This is a genomic window from Barnesiella viscericola DSM 18177 (assembly GCF_000512915.1).
Taxonomy (GTDB): Bacteria; Bacteroidota; Bacteroidia; order Bacteroidales; family Barnesiellaceae; genus Barnesiella; species Barnesiella viscericola.
This window is the reverse complement of record NZ_CP007034.1, coordinates 2,176,165-2,198,190: the sequence shown is the minus strand read 5'-3', so window position 1 is coordinate 2,198,190 and position 22,026 is coordinate 2,176,165. Positions and strand designations below refer to the sequence as shown.

At 55.5% G+C, this 22,026-nt stretch carries 16 protein-coding genes and 2 pseudogenes; 8 read left to right on the top strand and 10 right to left on the bottom strand.

The genetic code is table 11. The features are described from left to right. Nucleotides 1-17: 17 nt before the first annotated feature. Nucleotides 18-473 (bottom strand): ribose 5-phosphate isomerase B, encoded by a 456-nt coding sequence (rpiB, locus tag BARVI_RS09000; RefSeq protein WP_025278920.1) that lies wholly within the window; start codon nucleotides 471-473, stop codon nucleotides 18-20. A 688-nt stretch (nucleotides 474-1,161) separates the two neighbouring features. On the opposite strand from rpiB, the gene BARVI_RS08995 reads away from it, so the two are divergent. The 5 genes from BARVI_RS08995 to BARVI_RS08975 all read left to right on the top strand — a co-directional run bounded on the left by BARVI_RS08995 (nucleotide 1,162) and on the right by BARVI_RS08975 (nucleotide 7,845). Continuing rightward, nucleotides 1,162-2,367, top strand: coding sequence for a BamA/TamA family outer membrane protein (locus BARVI_RS08995; protein WP_025278919.1), 1,206 nt, complete (start codon nucleotides 1,162-1,164; stop codon nucleotides 2,365-2,367). Then, nucleotides 2,354-4,039, top strand: a complete 1,686-nt coding sequence (locus tag BARVI_RS08990) for a lipid A phosphoethanolamine transferase (RefSeq protein ID WP_025278918.1) — start codon at nucleotides 2,354-2,356, stop codon at nucleotides 4,037-4,039. Before BARVI_RS08995 ends, BARVI_RS08990 begins: the two co-directional genes overlap by 14 nt. Before the next feature lie 111 nt (nucleotides 4,040-4,150). Beyond that, entirely contained in the window at nucleotides 4,151-4,906 is a 756-nt protein-coding gene (locus BARVI_RS08985; RefSeq protein WP_025278917.1) for a polyprenol monophosphomannose synthase, read from the top strand. A 40-nt stretch (nucleotides 4,907-4,946) separates the two neighbouring features. Continuing rightward, nucleotides 4,947-6,308: a dihydroorotase gene (locus BARVI_RS08980; protein ID WP_025278916.1), complete on the top strand. Its 1,362-nt coding sequence runs from the start codon at nucleotides 4,947-4,949 to the stop codon at nucleotides 6,306-6,308. Between the two features lie 136 nt (nucleotides 6,309-6,444). Then, nucleotides 6,445-7,845: an alkaline phosphatase gene (locus tag BARVI_RS08975; protein WP_025278915.1), complete on the top strand. Its 1,401-nt coding sequence runs from the start codon at nucleotides 6,445-6,447 to the stop codon at nucleotides 7,843-7,845. Nucleotides 7,846-8,048: 203 nt separating this feature from the next. Here the strand turns inward: BARVI_RS08975 and BARVI_RS08970 are convergent, their stop codons facing one another. Both BARVI_RS08970 and BARVI_RS08965 read right to left on the bottom strand, forming a co-directional pair. Continuing rightward, nucleotides 8,049-8,249, bottom strand: a complete 201-nt coding sequence (locus tag BARVI_RS08970) for a PG1828 family lipoprotein (protein ID WP_025278914.1) — start codon at nucleotides 8,247-8,249, stop codon at nucleotides 8,049-8,051. Nucleotides 8,250-8,392: 143 nt separating this feature from the next. After that, nucleotides 8,393-10,054 (bottom strand): AMP-binding protein, encoded by a 1,662-nt coding sequence (locus BARVI_RS08965; protein WP_025278913.1) that lies wholly within the window; start codon nucleotides 10,052-10,054, stop codon nucleotides 8,393-8,395. Nucleotides 10,055-10,204: 150 nt separating this feature from the next. Between BARVI_RS08965 and mtaB the strand changes: the two genes are divergently transcribed. The 3 genes from mtaB to BARVI_RS08950 are packed head-to-tail and all read left to right on the top strand — an operon-like array spanning nucleotide 10,205 to nucleotide 13,443. After that, nucleotides 10,205-11,521 carry a tRNA (N(6)-L-threonylcarbamoyladenosine(37)-C(2))-methylthiotransferase MtaB gene (mtaB, locus tag BARVI_RS08960; protein WP_025278912.1) on the top strand — a complete coding sequence of 439 codons (1,317 nt, stop codon included), beginning with the start codon at nucleotides 10,205-10,207 and terminating at the stop codon, nucleotides 11,519-11,521. Between the two features lie 10 nt (nucleotides 11,522-11,531). Next, entirely contained in the window at nucleotides 11,532-12,443 is a 912-nt protein-coding gene (locus BARVI_RS08955; protein WP_025278911.1) for a lysophospholipid acyltransferase family protein, read from the top strand. Between the two features lie 4 nt (nucleotides 12,444-12,447). Continuing rightward, nucleotides 12,448-13,443, top strand: coding sequence for a glycosyltransferase family 2 protein (locus BARVI_RS08950; protein ID WP_025278910.1), 996 nt, complete (start codon nucleotides 12,448-12,450; stop codon nucleotides 13,441-13,443). A 50-nt stretch (nucleotides 13,444-13,493) separates the two neighbouring features. Here the strand turns inward: BARVI_RS08950 and BARVI_RS08945 are convergent, their stop codons facing one another. The 7 genes and pseudogenes from BARVI_RS08945 to BARVI_RS13670 form a co-directional block, all read right to left on the bottom strand. Beyond that, nucleotides 13,494-14,711: an aminotransferase class V-fold PLP-dependent enzyme gene (locus BARVI_RS08945; protein WP_084547031.1), complete on the bottom strand. Its 1,218-nt coding sequence runs from the start codon at nucleotides 14,709-14,711 to the stop codon at nucleotides 13,494-13,496. A 21-nt stretch (nucleotides 14,712-14,732) separates the two neighbouring features. Continuing rightward, nucleotides 14,733-16,088, bottom strand: coding sequence for a Fe-S cluster assembly protein SufD (gene sufD / locus BARVI_RS08940; protein WP_025278908.1), 1,356 nt, complete (start codon nucleotides 16,086-16,088; stop codon nucleotides 14,733-14,735). A 7-nt stretch (nucleotides 16,089-16,095) separates the two neighbouring features. Then, entirely contained in the window at nucleotides 16,096-16,851 is a 756-nt protein-coding gene (gene sufC, locus BARVI_RS08935; protein WP_025278907.1) for a Fe-S cluster assembly ATPase SufC, read from the bottom strand. Between the two features lie 76 nt (nucleotides 16,852-16,927). Continuing rightward, nucleotides 16,928-18,379: a Fe-S cluster assembly protein SufB gene (sufB, locus tag BARVI_RS08930; protein WP_025278906.1), complete on the bottom strand. Its 1,452-nt coding sequence runs from the start codon at nucleotides 18,377-18,379 to the stop codon at nucleotides 16,928-16,930. A gap of 2 nt (nucleotides 18,380-18,381) precedes the next feature. Next, complete coding sequence (locus BARVI_RS08925) at nucleotides 18,382-18,960, bottom strand: CvpA family protein (protein ID WP_025278905.1); 579 nt, start codon at nucleotides 18,958-18,960, stop codon at nucleotides 18,382-18,384. A 147-nt stretch (nucleotides 18,961-19,107) separates the two neighbouring features. Further along, a pseudogene (gene infB / locus BARVI_RS08920) lies at nucleotides 19,108-21,348 on the bottom strand (translation initiation factor IF-2); the annotation flags it as partial. Nucleotides 21,349-21,773: 425 nt separating this feature from the next. Then, nucleotides 21,774-22,005: pseudogene (locus BARVI_RS13670) on the bottom strand (hypothetical protein); the annotation flags it as partial. Between the last annotated feature and the right edge of the window lie 21 nt (nucleotides 22,006-22,026).

Below are 22,026 nucleotides of genomic sequence, written 5' to 3'. Positions count from 1 at the left end.
CCTGCAACCCCCGATCGTTATTGCTTCACCGGTATCTTGTCGATGCGACGTTGGTGGCGACCGCCTTCAAACTCGGTGTTCAGAAAGATGTCGACCAGACGACGGCACAAATCGGCCGAAATGAACCGACCGGGCATCACCAGCACGTTGGCATCGTTGTGCTGACGGGCCAGCGAAGCAATCTCTTCGGTCCAGCACAAGGCGGCGCGAATGCCCTGGTGCTTGTTCAACGTCATGTTTATGCCATTGCCGCTACCGCAAATGGCAATACCCGGATAGCACTCGCCCTGCTCCACGGCAATGGCCAGGGGGTGGGCATAGTCGGGATAATCGCAACTGTCGGTCGAATAGGTACCGAAATCTTTATAAGCAATACCCCGAGCATCGAGTTCCTGCATCACAACTTGTTTCATCTCATATCCGGCATGGTCGCAGGCCAACCCCACCGGCTTTCCCGATTTCAATATACTCATAGCGTTCATTTTTATTTGGTAGCAAAGATAGTGAAAGTCGAAAGCAGAAAAACAGGCTTGCTTGATTTTTATGCTGAGACGCCTCCTATCTTCTACAAAGATAGTGAAAGGCGAGAGCCGTGGCAAATGAAAACACAGTTTTCGAGTTGAACTCTGCCGGGCTGTATCTCTTGATACGCCTCCCCAACTGGTCCCCACGTCACAGCGCGAAGTGACACCCGCAAGTCATACCGCACCTCGATGCGGTATCCAGCAAAATCAGCCAAAGTCGAGAGTAGCGACATAGAAAACACCGTTTTCAGGTCGGACTCTGCCGAGCCGCCGCCCAAGCGGTCAAGAAGAGCATTTTCGAGAATTATAACAAATAGTTTGCAGGTCTGTTGAGACCTATTAATTCTCGGGCAACTGTCACAAAAATCTCAAAAAGTTTACCTCCTTCGACAGGCTCGATTTATTAAACAAAAGACTTTTTATATAAATAGTGTCACCGAGTCAAACCTTCTGAACCGTAATTTGTTATTACGTGGAAAAACGAATCGGCCTCTCCCGGGATATCGCTTTTTCGAGCGTCCCTCCAAAAAGAAAATTTATACAAAAGTTAACAAGTTGACTAAAAAGCGATTAGGCAATTAAACTCAGAAGATATACATTTGCAACCCACTCGTGAGAGAACCTAACCCAATTATATATGAAACTATTTGTACGACATTCGCTCCTCTGCCTCGGCTTCCTCGCCGCAGGAACACTGTGCTCTACAAAAGCCCAGGTTACGACCGGGAACGACAACACTACTGCAATAGCTTCAATCGACACACTTCTCTCTCCCGAACCGGCCCCTAAAAAGTTGAATCTCTTCCAAAAGGTCATCAACTATTTTAACGAATCAAATGAGCCCCGGCCCGAAAAGAAATTCGATTTTGGTATCATCGGCGGTCCCCACTACTCGTCGACCACCAAGTTGGGGCTGGGTATAGTGGCATCAGGGACCTATCGCACGCGTCGCGATTCACTCACACAACTCTCCAACGTATCGCTCTATGGCGATGCCACCACCACAGGATTCCTGCTCATCGGGGTGAAGGGCAACAACCTCTTCCCCGAAAACAAATATCGCATCGACTACGATTTTTATCTCTATACCTTCCCCAGCGACTTTTGGGGAATTGGCTACGACAACGGCAACAACAACGCCAACAAGAGCAGCTACAACCGGCTTGAAACCATTCTGCTCGCCAACTGGCTGGCCCGCTTCCACCGGAATCTCTATGGAGGTATCTCCACGGGGTTTAACTGGGTGAAGGGCTCGCGCTTTACCAAGCCCGAACTGCTCAACGGCGAACCGCACGAAGTCATCAGCACCAGCGTGGGACTGGTGCTCACCTACGACAGCCGCGACTTTATTCCCAATGCCGCCCGTGGAATTTATCTGAACATAAACCAACGTTTCTTTCCCCGGTTTCTCGGCAACAAAAACCCCTTCACCCGCACCGCTTTTGTCTTTGACGCTTACCAGCGGTTATGGAAGGGAGCGATTCTCGCCTTCGACCTGCACGGCGAATTCAACTACGGCGATGTGCCCTGGAACATGCTTGCCTCGCTGGGTGGTTCGACCCGTATGCGAGGATACTACGAAGGGCGTTACCGCGACAAGAACCTCATTGAAACCCAACTGGAACTGCGGCAGCACATCTGGCGACGCAACGGTATCGCCGTGTGGGTGGGAGCCGGAAACGTCTTCCCCTCATTCTCGGGCTTCAAGTGGAACCACACACTGCCCAACTACGGGATTGGCTACCGCTGGGAGTTCAAGAACCGGGTGAATCTGCGACTCGACTACGGATTTGGCAAGAAAGGACAATCGGGATTTTTATTCAACATCAATGAAGCATTTTAATCGACTCTTCACACAACGGCGTATCTTCTGGATATTTGCGGTCATCATGCTGGTGCCCAACATATTCCTGTGCTTCACCGAGCATCTGCCCGCGCTGTTTAAGGTCTCGTATATCCTCATACCGGGAGCCCTCTATCTAGTGCTGCTCAACCTGTCGCGCAAACCGGGTATTACATTCTGGGCACTACTGCCGCTGCATTTCATCAGCGCCGTCCAACTGGTTTTGCTCTACCTCTTCGGGAACTCCATCATCGCCTCCGACATGTTCCTCAACATATTCACCACCAACAGCGGCGAAGCCTTCGAGTTGCTCGACAAGCTGGCCCCAGCCGTCGTGGGTGTATTCGTGCTCTACCTGCCGGCTCTGGCTCTGGCCGTCTACTCCATACGACGAAGCGACACCCTCTCTCCGCTCTTCCGAAAACGGATATTCATGCTGACCATGCTCATGCTGGGAAGCGGTGTACTGGTCTATACACCAGCCCATCGCAAAGCCCCACATCGGGCTCGGCTCGACAACCTTTACCCCATCAACGCCTTCAACAACGCCCGGTTTGCCGTGCGCAGTTGGGAGGCCTCCAAAAACTACAAACGCACCTCGCGCGACTTTAACTACCACGCCTCCTCGACCCGCGACCCCAGGCAACCCGAAGTCTATATCTTTGTCATCGGCGAGACAGGCCGAGCCGGGAACTGGGGACTCTACGGATACGAGCGCAACACCACTCCCCGACTGAGAGCCCGACGCGATGTAATTCACTTCGACGATGTGCTCACCCAAATCAACGCTACCCACAAGAGTGTACCCCTCATGCTCTCTCCGGCCGACGCACTCGATTTCAACCAAATCTACCGCCAAAAGAGCCTCATCTCCGCCTTCAAACAGGCCGGATTCCGCACGGCATTCATCTCCAACCAGCTGCACAACAGCTCGTTTACCGACTTCTTTGCCGACGAAGCCGACTGCACACAATATCTTATTGCCCCCAAAAACAAGCCTCACGTACTCGACGATGCGCTGTTGCCCGTTGTCGACTCACTGCTCCGCAGCGGAGCCACCAAGCAACTCATTGTGCTGCACACCTACGGATCTCATTTCAACTACTGCGAGCGATACCCGGCCGATTGCCGGGTATTCACCCCCGACCGTATCAGCGAGATAAACCGCAAAGACCGACAGGCCATGATCAATGCCTACGACAACTCGATTGTAGCAACCGACCGGTTTCTCGACCAGATAATCGAACGTCTCGCCCAAAGTGGCAAGACAGCGGCCATGCTCTACCTGTCGGACCACGGCGAGGACCTGCTCGACGACGACCGCAACCGGTTTCTGCACGCCTCACCCGTTCCCACCTACTACCAATTACATGTACCCTTTATCCTGTGGTTCTCGCCGCAGTATGCCCAACAATTCCCCACAGAGATACAACAGGCCCGGGAGCGCCACACCACCCCCTTCGACTCGCGGGTAGTCTTCCACACGCTGCTGGCCATCGGTGGTATCGACACCGACTATCGTAACGATACCCTCTCGCTCGTAAGCCCCTCGTTCCACCTCGACAAACGTTACTACCTGGGTGAGCGCAATACCCCGATACCGATACAGTATCTTCCTTTCGACGAGGAGGACTATCGGGCATTCGAGCACCGGGGAATTGCCCCTCGATAAATTCTCGGCTAGAATACCCCCGACCAAGGCAATTCTGAAAACTACGTTTTCATTTGCCTTTGCGCTCGCCTTTCACTATATTTGCTCCTGTAATATCCAAACAAAAATCATATGGACCCTGTTGCACCTTCGAGATCAGACTGTATCGTTCTCATTCCCACCTATAACGAGAAGGAGAATATTGCTGCAATTATCCATGCCGTATTCGAGTTGCCTCGCTCCTTTCATATCCTCATCATCGACGACAACTCGCCCGACGGGACTGCCGACATCGTGCGCTCGCTGCAAAAGCAGTTCCCCGGAGCACTCCACATGCTCGAACGCCCCGGCAAACAGGGACTGGGCACGGCCTATATCACGGGGTTCAAATGGGCTATTGCCCGCGGCTATGAGTATATCTTCGAAATGGATGCCGACTTTTCCCACAACCCGCAAGATCTGATGAACCTGCTGGCGGCCTGCAAGACCGGCGGTGCCGATGTGGCCATAGGCTCCCGTTACGTGACAGGGGTCAACGTGGTGAACTGGCCCATGGGGCGGGTGATGATGTCCTATTTCGCCTCGAAATATGTGCGCTTCATCACCGGCATGAAGATTCACGACACAACGGCAGGCTTCGTCTGCTATCGTCGCCGGGTGCTCGAAACCATCGGTCTCGACTCGATTCGGTTCAAGGGCTATGCCTTCCAGATCGAGATGAAATTCACCGCCTACAAGTGCGGATTTGTCATCAAGGAGGTGCCTATCATATTCATCAACCGGGTATTGGGCGAGAGCAAAATGAACAGCAGCATTTTCGGCGAGGCCGTATTCGGAGTCATCAAACTGAAAATAGACAGCTGGTTCCGCAAATATCCCAAACGGTAACCCGACGGGTATCGAGGAATCTTCATAATTACCACTCGACATGGGCAAAACGATTATCAAAAACGGCACAATCATAAACGACGGCGAACGGTTTACGGGTTCGGTCGTCATCGACGGGGTGTGTATCGACAGCATCATTCGGGGTGAACTGCCCGAAACGGTGGCTGGCACTGCCCAACGCATCATCGACGCTACGGGCAAATGGGTGCTGCCCGGTGCTATCGACGACCAGGTGCATTTCAGAGAACCGGGGCTTACCCACAAGGCCGAAATCGCCACCGAGTCGGTAGCCGCGGTGGCCGGTGGTGTCACCTCGTTCATGGATATGCCCAACACCAAACCTCAGACGACCACACTCGAAGCCCTCGATTGGAAATATGAGCGGGCTGCCCAGGTGTCACCGGCCAACTACTCGTTCTACATCGGTGCCACCAACGATAATTTCGAGGTGCTCAAACAGGTTGATTTCTCACAAGTGTGCGGCGTGAAAATCTTCATGGGCTCGTCGACCGGCAACATGCTTGTCGATAACGAAAAGACACTGCGCCGCATCTTTGCCGAGATTCCCGCCCTCATCGCCGTGCATTGCGAAGAGGAGCACATCATACAGGCCAACCGAAAGTACTACACCGAGCGGTTCGGCGAGGAGTTGCCCATCTTCTTCCACCCCCTTATCCGCAGTGCCGAGGCCTGCTATGCCTCGTCGTCACGGGCAGCCGAACTGGCCTCGCAATATGGCACCCGGCTGCACCTGCTACATCTCTCGACGGCCCGCGAGATGTCGCTGCTCGATGCGGCGCCCCTCGCCCAGAAACGCATTACCGGCGAGGTGTGTGTGCACTACCTCTGGTTCGACGACAACGACTATGCCCAATACGGCAACCGCATCAAATGGAATCCTGCCATCAAGACCTGCGGCGACCGCAAAGCCTTGCTCGAAGCCCTGCGCAACAATCGTCTCGATGTGGTAGCAACCGACCACGCCCCGCACCTGTGGAGCGAGAAGCAGGGCTCATGCCTCAAAGCGGCCTCGGGTGGTCCCCTGGTACAGCACTCCCTGCAAGTGATGCTCGAACTGTCGCAACGGGGCGAGTTCCCGCTCGAACGGGTTGTCGAGAAGATGTGCCATGCCCCGGCTCAACTCTACCGCATAGAGCGACGCGGCTATCTGCGCCCCGGCTACTATGCCGACCTCGTGGTGGTCGATCCCCACAAGCCCTACACCGTTACCCGCGACAACATCTTGTCGAAATGCGGGTGGTCGCCCTTCGAGGGGCACACTTTCCCCTCCTCAATCGAACGGACCTTTGTCAACGGCAACGAGGTGTTTGCCGAGGGGCGGCTTCTGAACCGCACCCCGGGCAAACGACTCACCTTCCACCCCGAAACAGTCGAAGACTAAATCAGCCTGTCCACATTCAAAGACACCTCTTAAATTTCTATAAAATCCCCGTTGTAACATTTTGGTAACGACGGGGGTTCTTCTTTTCTCAACGAGTTTTTATACCTTTATCCCCGAAACAAACAGATAAACAGCTATGAAAAGGAATGCACAAAAATGGGTTTTAACTCTGGTTATCCTACTCATCTCCACTACCTTATTGTCGGCCAAGACCCCCAAATACATCTTTTACTGTATCGGCGACGGCATGAGCTTCGCCCACGTCATGGCCACCCAACTCTACTACGAACACGGCAACAACCCCAACGGCAAGGAGTCGCTCGCCATTCTCGACTTCCCGGTGCGGTCGGCCATCAGGACCTACGCCAACAACAGCCTCATCACCTGCTCGGCCGCAGCGGGTACGGCACTGGCTACCGGCCATAGGACCAACATCGATTTTGTGGGTATCGACCCCGAGGGGAAACCGCTCACCTCAATCGCCAAACAGCTGCGCGACAAAGGTTATGCCATCGGCATCGTGACCAGCGGACAAATCGACGACGCCACTCCGGCCGCCTTCTATGCCTCGCAAATGCGCAAAGATGCCTACCTCATCGGGCGCGACGGTGCCGACAGCCAGTTCGATTATCTGGCCGGCAGCGCCCTGAAACAGCCCTACGGCAAGGACCAGAAACAACCTTCGCTCTACGACTACTACCGTCAAAAGGGCTACACAATATGCCGGGGTATCGACGGCTTCGATGCCCAGGCCGACAAGGTTCTCCTGCTCGATGCCGACACAACGCTGCGCTCTTGGCTGCCCTACGTCATCGAACGTGACCCCGAAGCCATGGGTTTGGAATTTATGGTCAAGACCGGTATCGACAAACTCAGCCGGGAAAAGGGGAAGAAGGGTTTCTTCATGATGATCGAGGGGGCCAGCATCGACCACGCCTCGCACCCCTGCGACATTGCTACTGCCGTGAAAGAGGGTGCCGAGTTTGACCGCTGTGTCAAGTTGACCTACGAGTTCTACCGACAACACCCCGACGAAACCCTCATCATCGTGACGGCCGACCATGAAACCGGCGGACTCACCTTGGGCGAAACCAGTATGAAACCTTTCCACTGGGAGTATGTTAACTACCAGAAGATGTCCAAAGAGTCGCTCTCAAATCTGTTCCAACGCCTGAGAAAGACGGGTGAAATCGACACCTGGGAAAAGGCTCGGAAAATCCTGGCCGAGAATACCGGGTTGTGGGACAAGATTCCCGTGAATGCCGGCGAAGAGGCGAAACTCATGCAATGCTACTACGAGACCATCGTCAAGAAGAACTCCGAACAGGAGATTACGCTATACTCCCGCAACGAACCGCTCGTAGCCGAAGCCATCGCTCTGTTGGCCCGAAAAATAGGTGTAGGGTGGACCACCTTCTCGCACACCGGCAGTTTCGTTCCCCTCTATGCCATCGGCTGCCAGGCCCAACAGTTCGGCACCTTGAACGACAACACCGAGATTCCCAACACGATACGCAAAATCATGAAAATAAAATAATTCCCCTTCCCCGGGGACAACAAACAACGAGGGCGGCTCCCGTCAGGAGAGTCGCCCTCGTCTTATGTGTATACTACCCGCGATAGAATCGCTCGTCTCTTTCTCCCTTTCGAGGAAAATCGACCGCTACATCAGCAGGATAAAAAAAAGAGCTAACCCTCACCGAGGGATAGCCCCAATTCTTTCTCAGTTCTTGCTGTAAATTATTCAGCAACAACAGCAGCAGCTTCTACAGTAGTATCAGCAGCAGCAGAGTCAACAGCGGCAGAATCAACTGCTTCAACAGCAACTTCTTCTACAACAGCAACGCTATCAACAGCTTCAGTAGACTCAGCGGCTTTATTACCACAAGAAGCGAAAGACATTGCAAAAGCAACAGCGAAGAACAAAACTAACTTTTTCATTTCCTTCAAATTAAAGATAAAACAATATTTTTTTGCTTCAAAAACGCTACAAAGGTATATATTCTTTTTATATGTTGTACTCCTAATCTTATTTTTTTTTCAGAATATTTTGTTTTTTCTGTGAAAAATCACCTCAAAAAAGCTCAATTATCATATAAATAGCGCTTTATGCTACGCTTCGGGGTCTTCTCAAATTCATTCGGATAGAGTTGGATTCGGGTAATCTGCTCGTAGGGAGCCAACATTTTGTTGAGATTGCCCCGAACTTCTTCCATGGCCATGGGCAAATCGTGGTTAGACACGCCGTAACTGTCCATGGCGTCGTAATCGGGACAGACGAGCGCCACCAGTTTTCCGTCACGCTCGACTACCAGGCTCTCCATCACGAAGGGCATGTTGTTCAACTTGGCCTCAATCTCCTCGGGGTAGATGTTCTGCCCGTTCGAGGTAAGAATCATCGTTTTGCTGCGGCCCTTGATGTAGATGGTGCCATCGGGGGTCATGGTACCCATGTCGCCGGTGTGCAGCCACCCGTCTTCATCGAGCACGGCTTTGGTAGCCTCCTCGTTCTTGTAATAGCCCTTCATCACATGCTCGCCCCGCACGCAGATTTCGCCGGGAATATTCTCCGGGTCAAGCGAATCGATTTTGGTCTCGACATACCCGAACAGCGTGCGGCCGGCCGATCCGGGACGGAACTCGCGGTGCGACGTGTAGCTCACCAGCGGGGCACACTCGGTCATGCCATAGCCCACGGTAAAGGGGAACTTGATTTTGTGCAGGAACTGCTCCACCTCGCGGTTGATGGGGGCACCGCCCACAATCACCTCTTCGAAGCGGCCACCGAAGGCATCGATCAGTTTCTTTCTCACCTGCCCGTAGATGCGGTTGTCGAGAATGGGTATGTTCAACGCCCAGCGCATGGGAGTCTTGTTGAGCAGCGGTTGTATCTGCTTCTTGTATATCTTTTCGAGAATAAGCGGCACACAGATTATCAGGTTGGGACGAACCTCCTCCAACGCCTTCAACAGAATTTTGGGCGAAGGAATTTTTCCCAGAAGAGTGATGTGCGTACCCACGGCCAACGGCACCAGCAGGTCGAATGCACAACCATAGGCATGAGCCAACGGCAGGAACGAGATGCACTTGCTCCCCTTGTAGTGCAGGTGCGACCGAATGCCGAACATCACATTACCCGCCAGGTTGTTGCCCGTGAGCATGACGCCCTTGCTGAATCCGGTCGTCCCCGAGGTGTAGTTGATGAGTACCACCTTGTCGTTGTCGAGGTCGGCATAGCGAATGTCGTCGCGGCTGAACCCGTTCGGATAGGTATTCTTGAAACGGCGTTTCATGTCGCGCAGACACTTGGCTATCTCCTCGCCGTCGCGTTGCACGAGGCACGAGAAATCTTGCAGCGAAATGGCGGCACGCACCTCGGGCAGTTTCTCCATCTCGATATTCTCCCAGATGTTCTCGCCCACGAAGAGCAATACCGAGTCGGAGTGGTTGATAATGTGGTGTATGTCGTGCGGATTGAACTCCTGCAAGATGGGTACCAGAATGGCGCCATACGATACCGTGGCCATAAAGGCGATGCACCAGTTGGGGGTGTTTTTCCCCACGAGGGCGATTTTGTCGCCTCGCCTGATTTGGCAATGGCGGAAGAGGATATGCAATTTGGCTATCTCGCGAGCCATGTCCTGATAGGTATAGGTGCGCTGTTCGTTATAGTCGGTCAACGCCGGCAAGTCCCAGTTTTCACGAAAACTCGACTCGTATATCTTAATGAAATTTTCAGAAATCATACTCCCAATCTAACTAGTTTGGTAGCAAATATACGACTTTGTTTGTAAAATCATACATTCCTACACAACTATTCAAAAGAGAGGGTGGCACATTTTTAAACGAAATGAGTAACTTTGTCGCCTATATTGGCTTTTGAAACCACCTGTCGTATGATCGATGTAAATACATTTCAAGATAAAACCGCGGCCTACTACACCCTGGGTTGCAAACTCAATTTTGCCGAGACCTCTACCATTGGGAAGATGCTCGAAGCGCACGGCATTCGCAAGGTACGTCCGGGCGAGAAAGCCGACATCTGTGTCATCAACACCTGCTCGGTGACCGAACTGGCCGACAAGAAGTGCCGGCAGACCATTCGCCGGATTGCCCGGCAACACCCGCAGGCCTTTATCGTCGTGACCGGCTGCTATGCCCAGCTCAAACCCGACGAGATTGCCCATATACCCGACGTGGACCTGGTGTTGGGTGCCGAACAGAAACTCGACATCTTGCAATATCTGGGCGACCTGCACAAACAGGAATCGGGTCATGTAGTCACTACCCCTACCCGCGACATTCGCAAGTTCTCGCCCTCCTGTTCGCGGGGCGACCGCACCCGCTACTTCTTGAAGGTGCAGGACGGGTGCGACTACTTCTGTACCTACTGCACCATACCCTTTGCCCGGGGACGCAGTCGCAGCGGCACCATCGAACAGCTCACCGCTCAGGCCCGCGAGGTAGCGGCTGCCGGGGGCAAGGAGATTGTCATCACGGGGGTAAACATCGGTGACTTCGGCAAACAGACGGGCGAGACCTTCCTCGACCTCATCAAGTCGCTCGACCAGGTCGAGGGTATCGCCCACTACCGCATCTCCTCGATAGAGCCCAACCTGCTCACCGACGAGATTATCGCCTTCGTCGCCACCTCGAAACGCTTTGCCCCCCACTTTCACATACCGTTGCAGTCGGGCAGCGACACGGTGCTGAAACTGATGCACCGCCACTACGACACCGCGCTGTTCGCCCACAAGATTGAGACCATTCGCCGCCTGCTGCCCGACGCCTTTATCGGGGTCGACCTCATCACCGGGGTACGGGGCGAGACCGAAGAGCTGTTCGAGGAGAGCCGCCGCTTTGTCGAGGGGCTCGACATCTCTCAGCTGCACGTCTTTACCTACTCCGAGCGGCCCGGCACGCAGGCGTTGAAAATCGAGCCGGTCGTGCCCATTCCCGAGCGACACGAACGCTGCCGCCGCATGCTCGAAATATCGGAACGGAAACTGCACGACTTCTACACCCGATTCCAGGGGTCGACACGCCCCGTGCTGTTCGAGCAACCGCGCAAGGGGGCTCCCATGCACGGCTTCACCGACAACTACATACGGGTGGAGATGCCCTACCGCAAAGAGTGGGTCAACACCTGCCGACCGGTGCGGCTGGGCGATTTCAACGCGGCAGGCGATGCGCTCATTGCCACTGAAATATAACTTGCACGACATGAAAAAAGAGACGCTCCAAAATATCCTCTACTCGCCGCTCTACCTCTGGTTCAAGCTGCATGCGCTGCTGCCCATGCGAGTGCTCTACCTGCTGGCCGACCTGCTCTACTACCCGCTCTACTACGTGGTGCACTACCGCCGCAAGCTGGTGTTCGAGAACCTGCGCAACTCTTTCCCCGACAAGAGCGACCGGGAGTTGCGGCAGCTCGAAAAGCGATTCTACCGCCACTTCTGCGACTACGTCGTAGAGACGATAAAGCTGCTGCACATCTCCGACAGCGAGATGCGTCGCCGCATGGTATTCGAGCAGACCGACATCATCGACCGCCTGTTTGACCAGAACCGCTCCATCATCATTCTGCTGGGCCACTTCGGCAACTGGGAGTGGGTACCCTCCGTCACCCTGTGGATACACCACCCCGAAGCCATCTCGGGCCAGATATACCGCCCGTTGAACAACAAATGGTTCGACCGCTTCTTCCTGAAACTGCGCTCCCGCTTCGGCACCGTCTGCATCGCCAAGAAAGATACCCTGCGGGCCATCTTGCAGATGAAACGCTCGGGCCGTCCCTCCATCACCGGCTTCATGTCGGACCAGACCCCCTCGCCGGCCAACATTCACCACTGGGCCCGATTCCTCTCACAGGACTCGCCCGTGCTCACCGGCTACGAAAAGATTGCCCGCAAGGCCGACTTTGCCGTGCTCTACTTCGATGTCGAGATGGTGAAACGGGGATACTACAAGGCTACAATCCGGGAGATTGCCCTGCACCCCAACGAGTTGCCCGAGTTTGAAATCACCGACCGCTATACCGCCCTGATGGAGCAGACCATCATGCGCAAACCCTGGGGGTGGCTCTGGACCCACAAACGCTGGAAATACAAACACGAAAACTTTCCCAATACCTGAGAATATGAAAAAGAAAGTCGCCGTCGTCATTCTCAACTGGAACGGTGCCGCCCTGCTGCGCCGCTTCCTCCCCTCGGTATGCGCCCACACCAACGACCGGCTGGCCGACGTGGTTGTCGTCGACAACGGGTCGGACGATACGTCGGTCGAGATTCTCAACCGGGAGTTTCCCCAGGTGCGCACCCTGCTCTTCCCCCGCAACTACGGCTTTGCCGAGGGATACAACCGGGCGCTCGACGCGCTCGACTACGAATATGCCGTGCTGCTCAACTCGGACGTCGAGGTGACCCCCCAGTGGATTGAACCGCTGCTCGCTTTCGTCGAGGCTCACCCCGACGTGGCTGCCTGCCAGCCCAAGATACGGGCGTTGCGCGAACCCGAGAAATTCGAATATGCCGGAGCCGCCGGCGGATTTATCGACCGCTATGGCTACCCCTTCTGCCGGGGACGTCTGTTCGGCACGCTCGAAACCGACCACGGACAGTATGACGACCCGCTCGACATCTTCTGGGCCAGCGGCGCCGCCCTCTTCGTGCGCACGGCCGTCTACCGCGCGGTAGGCGGTCTCGACCCCAGCTTCTTCGCCCACATGGAGGAGATAGACCTCTGCTGGCGCATTCACCTGGCCGGGCACCGCATTGCCGTGGTGCCGCAAAGTGTGGTCTACCACCAGGGTGGAGCCTCGCTCGATGCCTCCAATCCGCGAAAGACCTACCTCAACTTCCGCAACAACCTGCTCATGCTGCACAAGAACCTGCCCAGGCAGGAGGGGAAAAAGATTCTGTTTATCCGCAGGCTCTACGACACGCTGGCCTTTGCACGATTCGTCATGTTGGGACAGCTACCCCACGCCCGGGCCATACTGCGGGCCCACAACGACTTCCGCAAGATGCGCAAGCAATACACCCGCTACCCCGACGAGAACCTGCTGGGACGATTCCCCGAGACGGGACGAAACATCACCATCGACTACTTTCTCAAAGGTAAAAAAAGGTTCTGAGGCGACCACCGGCCACCCCAGAACCCTCGATTTATTTCCGTACAGTTTTCTTAGCGAAACATCTTCACTACCCGATGCAGGGCGGCAATAAAGGCGTCGGCCTCGGCCCGGGTATTGTACATGGCAAACGACACCCGCACCGTCCCCTCGATACCGAGCGAGGTCATGAGCGGCTGGGCGCAGTGGTGACCCGTGCGCACGGCTACCCCCAACTTGTCGAGCAGCATGCCCATGTCGTAGTGGTGTATGCCGTCGACCAGGAACGAGATGACCGAGCTCTTGTGGGGCGAGGTGCCGAAGATGCGCATACCCTCGATCTGCTCCATCTGGGCGGTGGTGTAGCGCATCAGCTCATTCTCATGGGCGGCGATGGCTTCCAGCCCGATACTGTCGACATAGTCGAGTGCCGAAGCAAAGGCGGCCGTACCCACATAGTCGGGCGTTCCCGCCTCGAACTTGAAGGGTAGTTCGCCGAAGGTGGTTCCCGAGAAGTCGACGTGAGCAATCATCTCGCCACCCCCCTGATAGGGAGGCATGGCATCGAGCCACTTCTCCTTGCCATAGAGTATGCCGATACCCGTAGGGCCATAAATCTTGTGGGCCGAGAAGGCATAAAAATCGGCATCGAGATCCTGCACATTCACCCGCAGGTGAGGTATGGCCTGAGCGCCGTCGACCAGCACCGGCACCCCCTGGGAGTGGGCATAGGCAATCATCTCGCGCACCGGGTTGATGGTACCCAGCACGTTGGAGACCTGTGCGACGCCTACCAGACGGGTGCGCTCATTGAAGAGCTGTTTATAGACATCGAGTTGCAGTTCGCCCCGCTCGTTGATGGGGACTACCCGCAACTTGATCTTGCGCCGGCGTTGCAGGAGTTGCCAGGGCACGATATCGGCATGGTGCTCCATCACGGTGAGAATCACCTCGTCGCCGTCGTGCAGAAACTCGTCGCCGAACGACGAGGCCACCAGGTTGATGGCTTCGGTCGTCCCCCGCGTAAAGATAATCTCGGAAGGCGAAGCGGCACCAATGAACTGCTGTACCCGGCGACGGGCCGCCTCGTGGGCATCGGTAGCCTCCTGGCTGAGGGTATGCACCCCGCGATGCACGTTGGCATTCACCCGGTAGTAGGTATCGGCAATGTGGTTGACTACGCATCGGGGGGTCTGCGAGGTGGCCGCATTGTCCAGATAAATCAGCGGACGCCCCGATACCTCCCGTTTCAGAATGGGGAAATCGTCTCTTATCTTCTCAATATCCAACATGGTGGAACTCCTTTCTTCTTTTTAATCCTGACGGCACGCCTGGCAGCCCGAGCACTTGGCCAGCTCCCCGCGGAACCGCTTCTCGACCAACTGGCGCAACCGGTCTTTGAGGGCGTCGAGACGTACCTGCTCGATGACATCGTTGGTAAAGGCAAACATCAACAACATGCGGGCCTCGGCCTCGGTGATACCGCGCGACCGCATGTAGAACAGGGCATTCTGGTCGAGCTGTCCGATGGTAGCTCCGTGGCTGCACTTCACGTCGTCGGCATAAATTTCGAGCTGAGGTTTGGTGTACATCTTGGCCAGCGGCGAGGCGCACAGGTTCTTGTTGCCTTGATAGGCCTCGGTCTTCTGAGCCCCGTGACGCACCAGGATACGGCCGCAGAAGGAACCGCGGGCCGAGTCGTTGAGTACGTATTTGAACAGTTCGTTGCTGTGGCAATGCGAAACGGCATGGTCGATGAAGGTATAGGTGTCGACCGACTGCTCCTTGTCGACAATGCCCATGCCGCAGAGCGACAACTCGGCATGCTCGCCGGCGAAGGTCGAGTAGTAGTTGCTGCGGGTGATGCCGTTGTGCAACACGATACCATTTACCAGCACATTCGACCGGGCTCCCTGACGCACGAATACCGAGGCCACCTTGGCCGTATTCTCCGACGACTCTTCCATGTCGTAGTAGTCGAACACGGCATCGTCGTCGACAAAAATCTCGCACACCTGCGAGGCGAGGAAGCGTACCGACGACTCGTCGGAGTGGTCGCACACCAGCAGTTTGGCCTGCGCCCCCTTGCCCACCACGATGAGCAACCGGCGGTTGACCATGAAATCGACATTGCCCCGCAGGATATTCACCAGCTGAATGGGCTTTTCAACAACCACCCCGTCGGGGATATAGATGAAAAAGCCGTCCTGGGCAAAGGCGGTGTTGAGCGCCACCGTACCGTCACGCTTCATGTCGGCGGCACGACCGTAATAGCGTTCCACCAGTTGCGGATATTGCCAGGCCATCTCGCAAAGGCTGCCCACGAGGACACCCTCGGGCAACTTGGTTGCTGCGGGCTGGGCCTGCGCATAGAAGGTATCGTTGACCACAAAATAGAGCAACGTGCTCAGGTTGGGCACATCGCAACGGAACACCTCATAGGGATTGACCTCGATGTTGACCCGTCCCAGGTTCAAGCCATAGTCGGGGGCATAGAGGGCCTCGATGTCGGTGCGGCGGAACTCCTCGTCTTTGAGCGTGGGCAGGCCCCGGCTTTCGAGCAGCGCAACCGCCTCGTCGCGCAAGGCGTTCATCACCGGCGACGAATGGCCCGTAATCAAATCCCTCTGCGCATGATATAAATCTATATATTGCTGTACTGCACTCATAACTCTCTTAAATTTCACCCAACTCTTTCTTAATCCAGTCATAACCGCGCTCTTCGAGCTCCAAGGCCAACTCGGATCCACCCGACTTCACGATGCGGCCCTTGTAGAGCACATGTACGAAATCGGGAGCGATGTAGTCGAGCAACCGTTGGTAGTGGGTGATGACGATGGTGGCGTTCTTCTCGCTCTTCAACTTGTTCACCCCCCCGGCGACGATGCGCAGGGCGTCGATGTCGAGACCGCTGTCGGTCTCGTCGAGAATCGAGAGACGGGGCTCCAGCATGGCCATCTGGAAAATCTCGTTGCGTTTCTTCTCACCGCCCGAGAAACCCTCGTTGACCGAGCGGCTGGCCAGCTTGTTGTCGAGCTCGACAATCGCACGTTTCTCGCGCATGAGTTTCAGGAAATCGGAGGCCGAGAGGGGTTCGAGTCCGCGATACTTGCGCTGCTCGTTCACGGCCGTGCGCATGAAATTGACCATGCTCACCCCCGGAATTTCGACCGGGTACTGGAAACTGAGGAAGAGCCCCTCGTGCGAACGGTCTTCGGGCGAAAGGGCCAGGAGGTCCTTGCCGTAAAACTCGACCGAACCGTGGGTCACCTCGTAGGCGGGATTACCGGTCAGCACGGCCGAGAGCGTACTCTTGCCCGATCCGTTGGGTCCCATGATGGCATGCACCTCGCCCGGTTTCACCACGAGGTTGATGCCCTTCAATATCTCTTTGCCATTGATACTGGCATGCAGGTCTGTAATCTTCAACATAGATATCTGATTTTATTTTTTTCTTTCATTCTATTCCACGGCCGGGAAGCGGTAGGGCCTCCCCGCCGGCAACGCCTTATCCCACCGAACCTTCGAGCGAAATCTGCAACAACTTCTGAGCCTCTACGGCAAACTCCATGGGCAGCTTGTTCATCACCTCCTTGGCATAGCCGTTGACGATAAGCCCCACGGCATCTTCGGTGGGGATACCCCGTTGGTTGCAGTAGAAAATCTGGTCTTCGTTGATTTTCGAGGTGGTGGCCTCGTGCTCGACGATAGCGGTATCGTTCTGTATATCCATATAGGGGAAGGTGTGCGCCCCGCAGTCGGAACTGAGCAGCAGGCTGTCGCACTGGGTGAAATTGCGGGCATTTTCGGCACCGGGCAATACCTTCACCAGACCGCGGTAGCTGTTTTGGCTGCGACCGGCCGATATACCTTTCGAGACGATGGTGCTGCGGGTGTTCTTGCCGATGTGTATCATCTTGGTACCCGTGTCGGCCTGCTGATAGTTGTTGGTGACGGCAACGGAGTAGAACTCGCCCACCGAGTGGTCGCCTGCCAACACGCAACTGGGGTATTTCCAGGTGATGGCCGAACCGGTCTCGACCTGGGTCCACGACAGTTTCGAATGGTCGCCCTTGCACATGCCGCGCTTGGTCACGAAATTGTAGATACCACCTTTCCCCTCCTTGTCGCCGGGATACCAGTTCTGCACGGTCGAGTATTTCACCTCGGCCCGGTCGTGCACCACAATCTCGACGATGGCAGCGTGCAGCTGATTCTCATCGCGCATGGGGGCCGTACACCCTTCGAGGTAGCTCACATAGCTGTCGTCGTCGGCCACGATGAGCGTGCGCTCGAACTGACCGGTATTGGCGGCGTTGATACGGAAGTAGGTCGACAGTTCCATGGGGCAGCGCACCCCCTTGGGGATATAGACAAACGAGCCGTCGCTGAACACGGCCGAGTTGAGGGCGGCAAAGAAGTTGTCGCGATACGACACGACCGAACCCAGATAGCGTTTCACCAGGTCGGGGTAATCTTTCACCGCCTCGCTGAACGAGCAGAAGATGACACCCAGCTCGGCCAGCTTCTCTCGGAAGGTGGTGCGCACCGACACACTGTCCATCACGGCATCGACGGCCACCCCCGACAGCTTCATCTGCTCTTCGAGCGAGATGCCCAGCTTGTCGAAAGTCTTGCGCAACTCGGGATCCACCTCTTCGAGGCTCTTGGGAGCCGTCTTGGTCTTGGGAGCGGCATAGTAGCTGATGGCCTGATAGTCGATTTCGGGAATCGTCAGATGCGCCCAATGAGGCATCTCGAGCGTCTTCCAGTAGGCATAGGCTTTGAGCCGGAATTCGAGCAGCCACTCGGGCTCGCCCTTCTTCTCGGAGATATGGCGGATAATCTCCTCGCTCAGACCGTTGGGGATAATATCGGTCTCAATATCGGTGACGAAACCGTATTTGTACTCGTTAGCGGTAACGTCGTTTAATATTTCATTCGGATTCTCCTGTTTCATTTTCAATCGTCTTTACTATTTTCACAACAGAGATAGGGCTCGTCGCTTGCCGTTGCACAAGGAATAAACAATCGGTCATCGGGTTTGTTTCCCGCGGCCAACTGCTCCTGGGCTATCGAAAAAAGCGCCGGAGCCACACGCAGCGTATGCTGATAGAGATGAGCGGTAGCTACCGCATGCGACGGCAGCACCCGTATTTTGGAATCGACCAGATGAACGAGATTCAACAGAATGCTGAGAATTACCAGGTACTTGGCCGCCCCGAAAAGGGCTCCGCCCAAGCGGTCGAGCCACCCCAGCGCCACCTGATGCGAAATGTGGTGTATGAGCCGCATCAGTTGCAGGCATACCAGGTAGACCAGCAAGAACAGCACCGAGTAGGCGACGATGCGGCTCACGCCTGCCGGCAGGTCGAACATCTGTTGCAGCAGCCCGGCAAACGAACCGCCGAACAACCGCGAGACCAGTATGCCGGCCACAAAACCGCCCAACGACCCCAACTGACGGAACACGCCCTTGATGAGCCCGTACAAGGCACCCACGAGGACAATCAGCACTATGATAAAATCGATATAGTTCATCGTTTCAACACGCGTTTCTTAGCAGCGCAAAATTACTTCTTTTATTTTGAATGGCAGAGTTTTCGGTCTTATTATGCGTTAAAGACGGATAACAAAGGCCGCCCCGCGCAGCAGGGCAGCCTTGTCCTATTATAAACTCCTTATGTTTTAAAGGGTCTTCTTTACCTCTACCTCTTCGTAGGCTTCGATCAGGTCGCCTACCTTCACATCGTTGTAGTTGGCTATGTTCAAACCGCACTCAAAGCCGGTAGCCACCTCTTTGACATCGTCCTTGAAGCGCTTCAACGAACCCAGGTCGCCACTGTAAATGACGATACCGTCGCGTATCAGGCGCACCTTGCTCGAACGTTTGATCTTGCCCTCCTTCACGATACAGCCGGCCACGGTACCCACCTTGGTGATGTGGTAGGTTTCCAGTACCTCGGCCGTACCCAGAATCTCTTCCTTGATTTCGGGCGACAACATACCCTCCATGGCGGCTTTCACCTCTTCGATGGCGTCGTAGATAATCGAGTAGAGACGTATGTCCACACCCTCTTTCTCGGCCAACCGGCGGGCAGCTACCGAAGGACGCACCTGGAAGCCTATGATGATGGCGTTGGAGGCGGCGGCCAGCGTAATATCCGACTCGGAAATCTGCCCCACGGCCTTGTGCAGCACGTTGATCTGAATCTGAGGCGTGGAGAGTTTGATGAGCGAGTCGCTCAAAGCCTCTACCGAACCGTCCACGTCGCCCTTGACCACGAGGTTCAGCTCCTGGAAGTTGCCGACGGCGATGCGGCGGCCTATGTCGTCGAGGGTGAGCAGCTTGTGGGTGCGCAGGCCCAACTCGCGTTGCAGTTGCTCACGCTTGTTGGCAATCTCGCGTGCCTCCTGTTCGGTATCCATCACGTGGAAGGTATCGCCGGCCTGAGGGGCTCCGTTCAATCCCAGTATCTGTACCGGGGCCGACGGACCGGCCGAATCGATGCGGGCGTTGCGCTCGTTGAACATGGCCTTGACACGACCGTGGTTGGTCCCGGCCAAGACGATGTCGCCCTTGTGCAGTGTTCCGTTTTGTACCAGTACGGTGGCTACGTAGCCCCGACCCTTGTCGAGGGTCGACTCGATGATCGTACCCGTGGCCTTGCGGTTGGGGTTGGCTTTCAGGTCGAGCAGTTCGGCTTCGAGCAGCACCTTCTCCATAAGCTCGTGTACGCCGGTACCTTTCTTGGCCGAGATTTCCTGCGACTGGTATTTACCGCCCCAGTCCTCAACCAGGTAGTTCATATTGGCCAGCTCCTCCTTAATCTTGTCGGGGTTGGCATTGGGCTTATCGATTTTGTTGATGGCAAAGACGATGGGCACACCTGCGGCCGATGCGTGGTTGATGGCCTCGACGGTCTGCGGCATCACGTTGTCGTCGGCAGCCACGATGATGATAGCAATATCGGTCATCTGGGCACCACGGGCACGCATGGCGGTAAAGGCTTCGTGACCCGGCGTATCGAGGAAGGTGATGCGACGGCCGTCGTCGAGCTTCACGTTGTAGGCTCCGATGTGCTGGGTGATACCTCCGGCCTCGCCGGCAATCACATTGGAGTTGCGAATGTAGTCGAGCAACGAGGTCTTACCGTGGTCTACGTGACCCATCACCGTTACGACCGGCGGACGCGACTGCAAGTCTTCCTCCTTGTCTTCCTCCTCGTGAATGGCCTCGACTACCTCGGCGCTCACATACTCGGTCTTGAAGCCGAACTCCTCGGCCACAATATTGATGGTTTCGGCATCGAGGCGCTGGTTGATGGAGACCATGATGCCGATGCTCATGCAGGTGGCGATAACCTCGTTGACCGGCACGTTCATCATCGAAGCCAGGTCATTGGCCGTCACAAACTCGGTCAGCTTCAATACCTTGCTCTCGGCCTCTTCCATCTCGGCAAGTTCGCGCTCACGGTTCGAGAAGGCTTCGCGTTTCTCCTTACGCCACTTGGCCGACTTCTTCTGCCCCTTGGTGGTAAGGCGGGCGAGAGTCTCCTTGATCTGTTTCTGAACGTCCTCTTCGCTTACCTCGGCCTTGATGGGGCGTTGTTTCTGTTTGTTCGGTTTATTGTTATTGTTGTTCTTGTTGTTTCCGCCCCGGGCCGGCTGGTTGCCGCCCATCGACGATATGCTCTTCGAGATGTCGACTTTCTCCTTGCTGATACGCTGGCGTTTGCGACGTTCGCCGCCTTGTGCGTTGGCCTCGTCGCCATTGCCGGCAGTAGCAGGCTTGTGAGCCTCCTGGCGTTGTTTCTCCTTGTTCTCGCGCTCCTTGCGTTTCTCCTCCTTGGTCTTTTTCTTGGGGCGAGTCTGCTGGTTAAGAGCGTCGAGGTCGATATGCCCCACCACATTGATATTCGAGGTGAAGGCGGGACGGCCGAGAGTAAACACCTCGTCGTCGTGCGATTGGGAGGCAGTAGCAGATTCCTGAGGTTTTTCGGCCGGTGCGGGAGCCGGAGTTTCGGCAACGGGAGCCGGAGCCGGTTTTTGCGGCTCGACAGGAGTTTCGGGCCGGGCCGATGCCGCCGGAGTCTCGGGCTGAGGTTTCACTTCGGGCTGAACCGGAGCAGCCTCCACCTTCTTCTCCTCAACCGGTTTCTCCACAGTCTTGGGCTGCTCTTCGGCCGGCTTCTCGACCACAGTCTCCTTGGGTTTGTGGTGGTCGGCCGTTCTGGGACGGTTGAGGGCGTCGAGATCGACATGCCCCACCACCTTGGGTCGCTGGGGCTCGGGAATAACGGTTTTTACCTCTTTCGGTTCTCCCTTGGCCTGAGCATTGTTTTCGGCCTCGGCCGATGCCGCAGCTTTGATGCGCTCTTTGTGCCGTTCGAGACTAATGCTCTCCGACTCGAGTTTCAAACTCTTGTCCTTGCTAAACTCCTTCACGAGCAGGGCATACTGTTCGTCGGTTATCTTGGCATTGGGATTAGCCTCTACCGTAAAACCTTTCTTTTGCAGGAACTCGACAGCGGTCTGGATTCCTACATTTAAATCTCTTGCTACTTTATTTAACCTTATCGACATACTCAGTTTTAGTTTATAAAT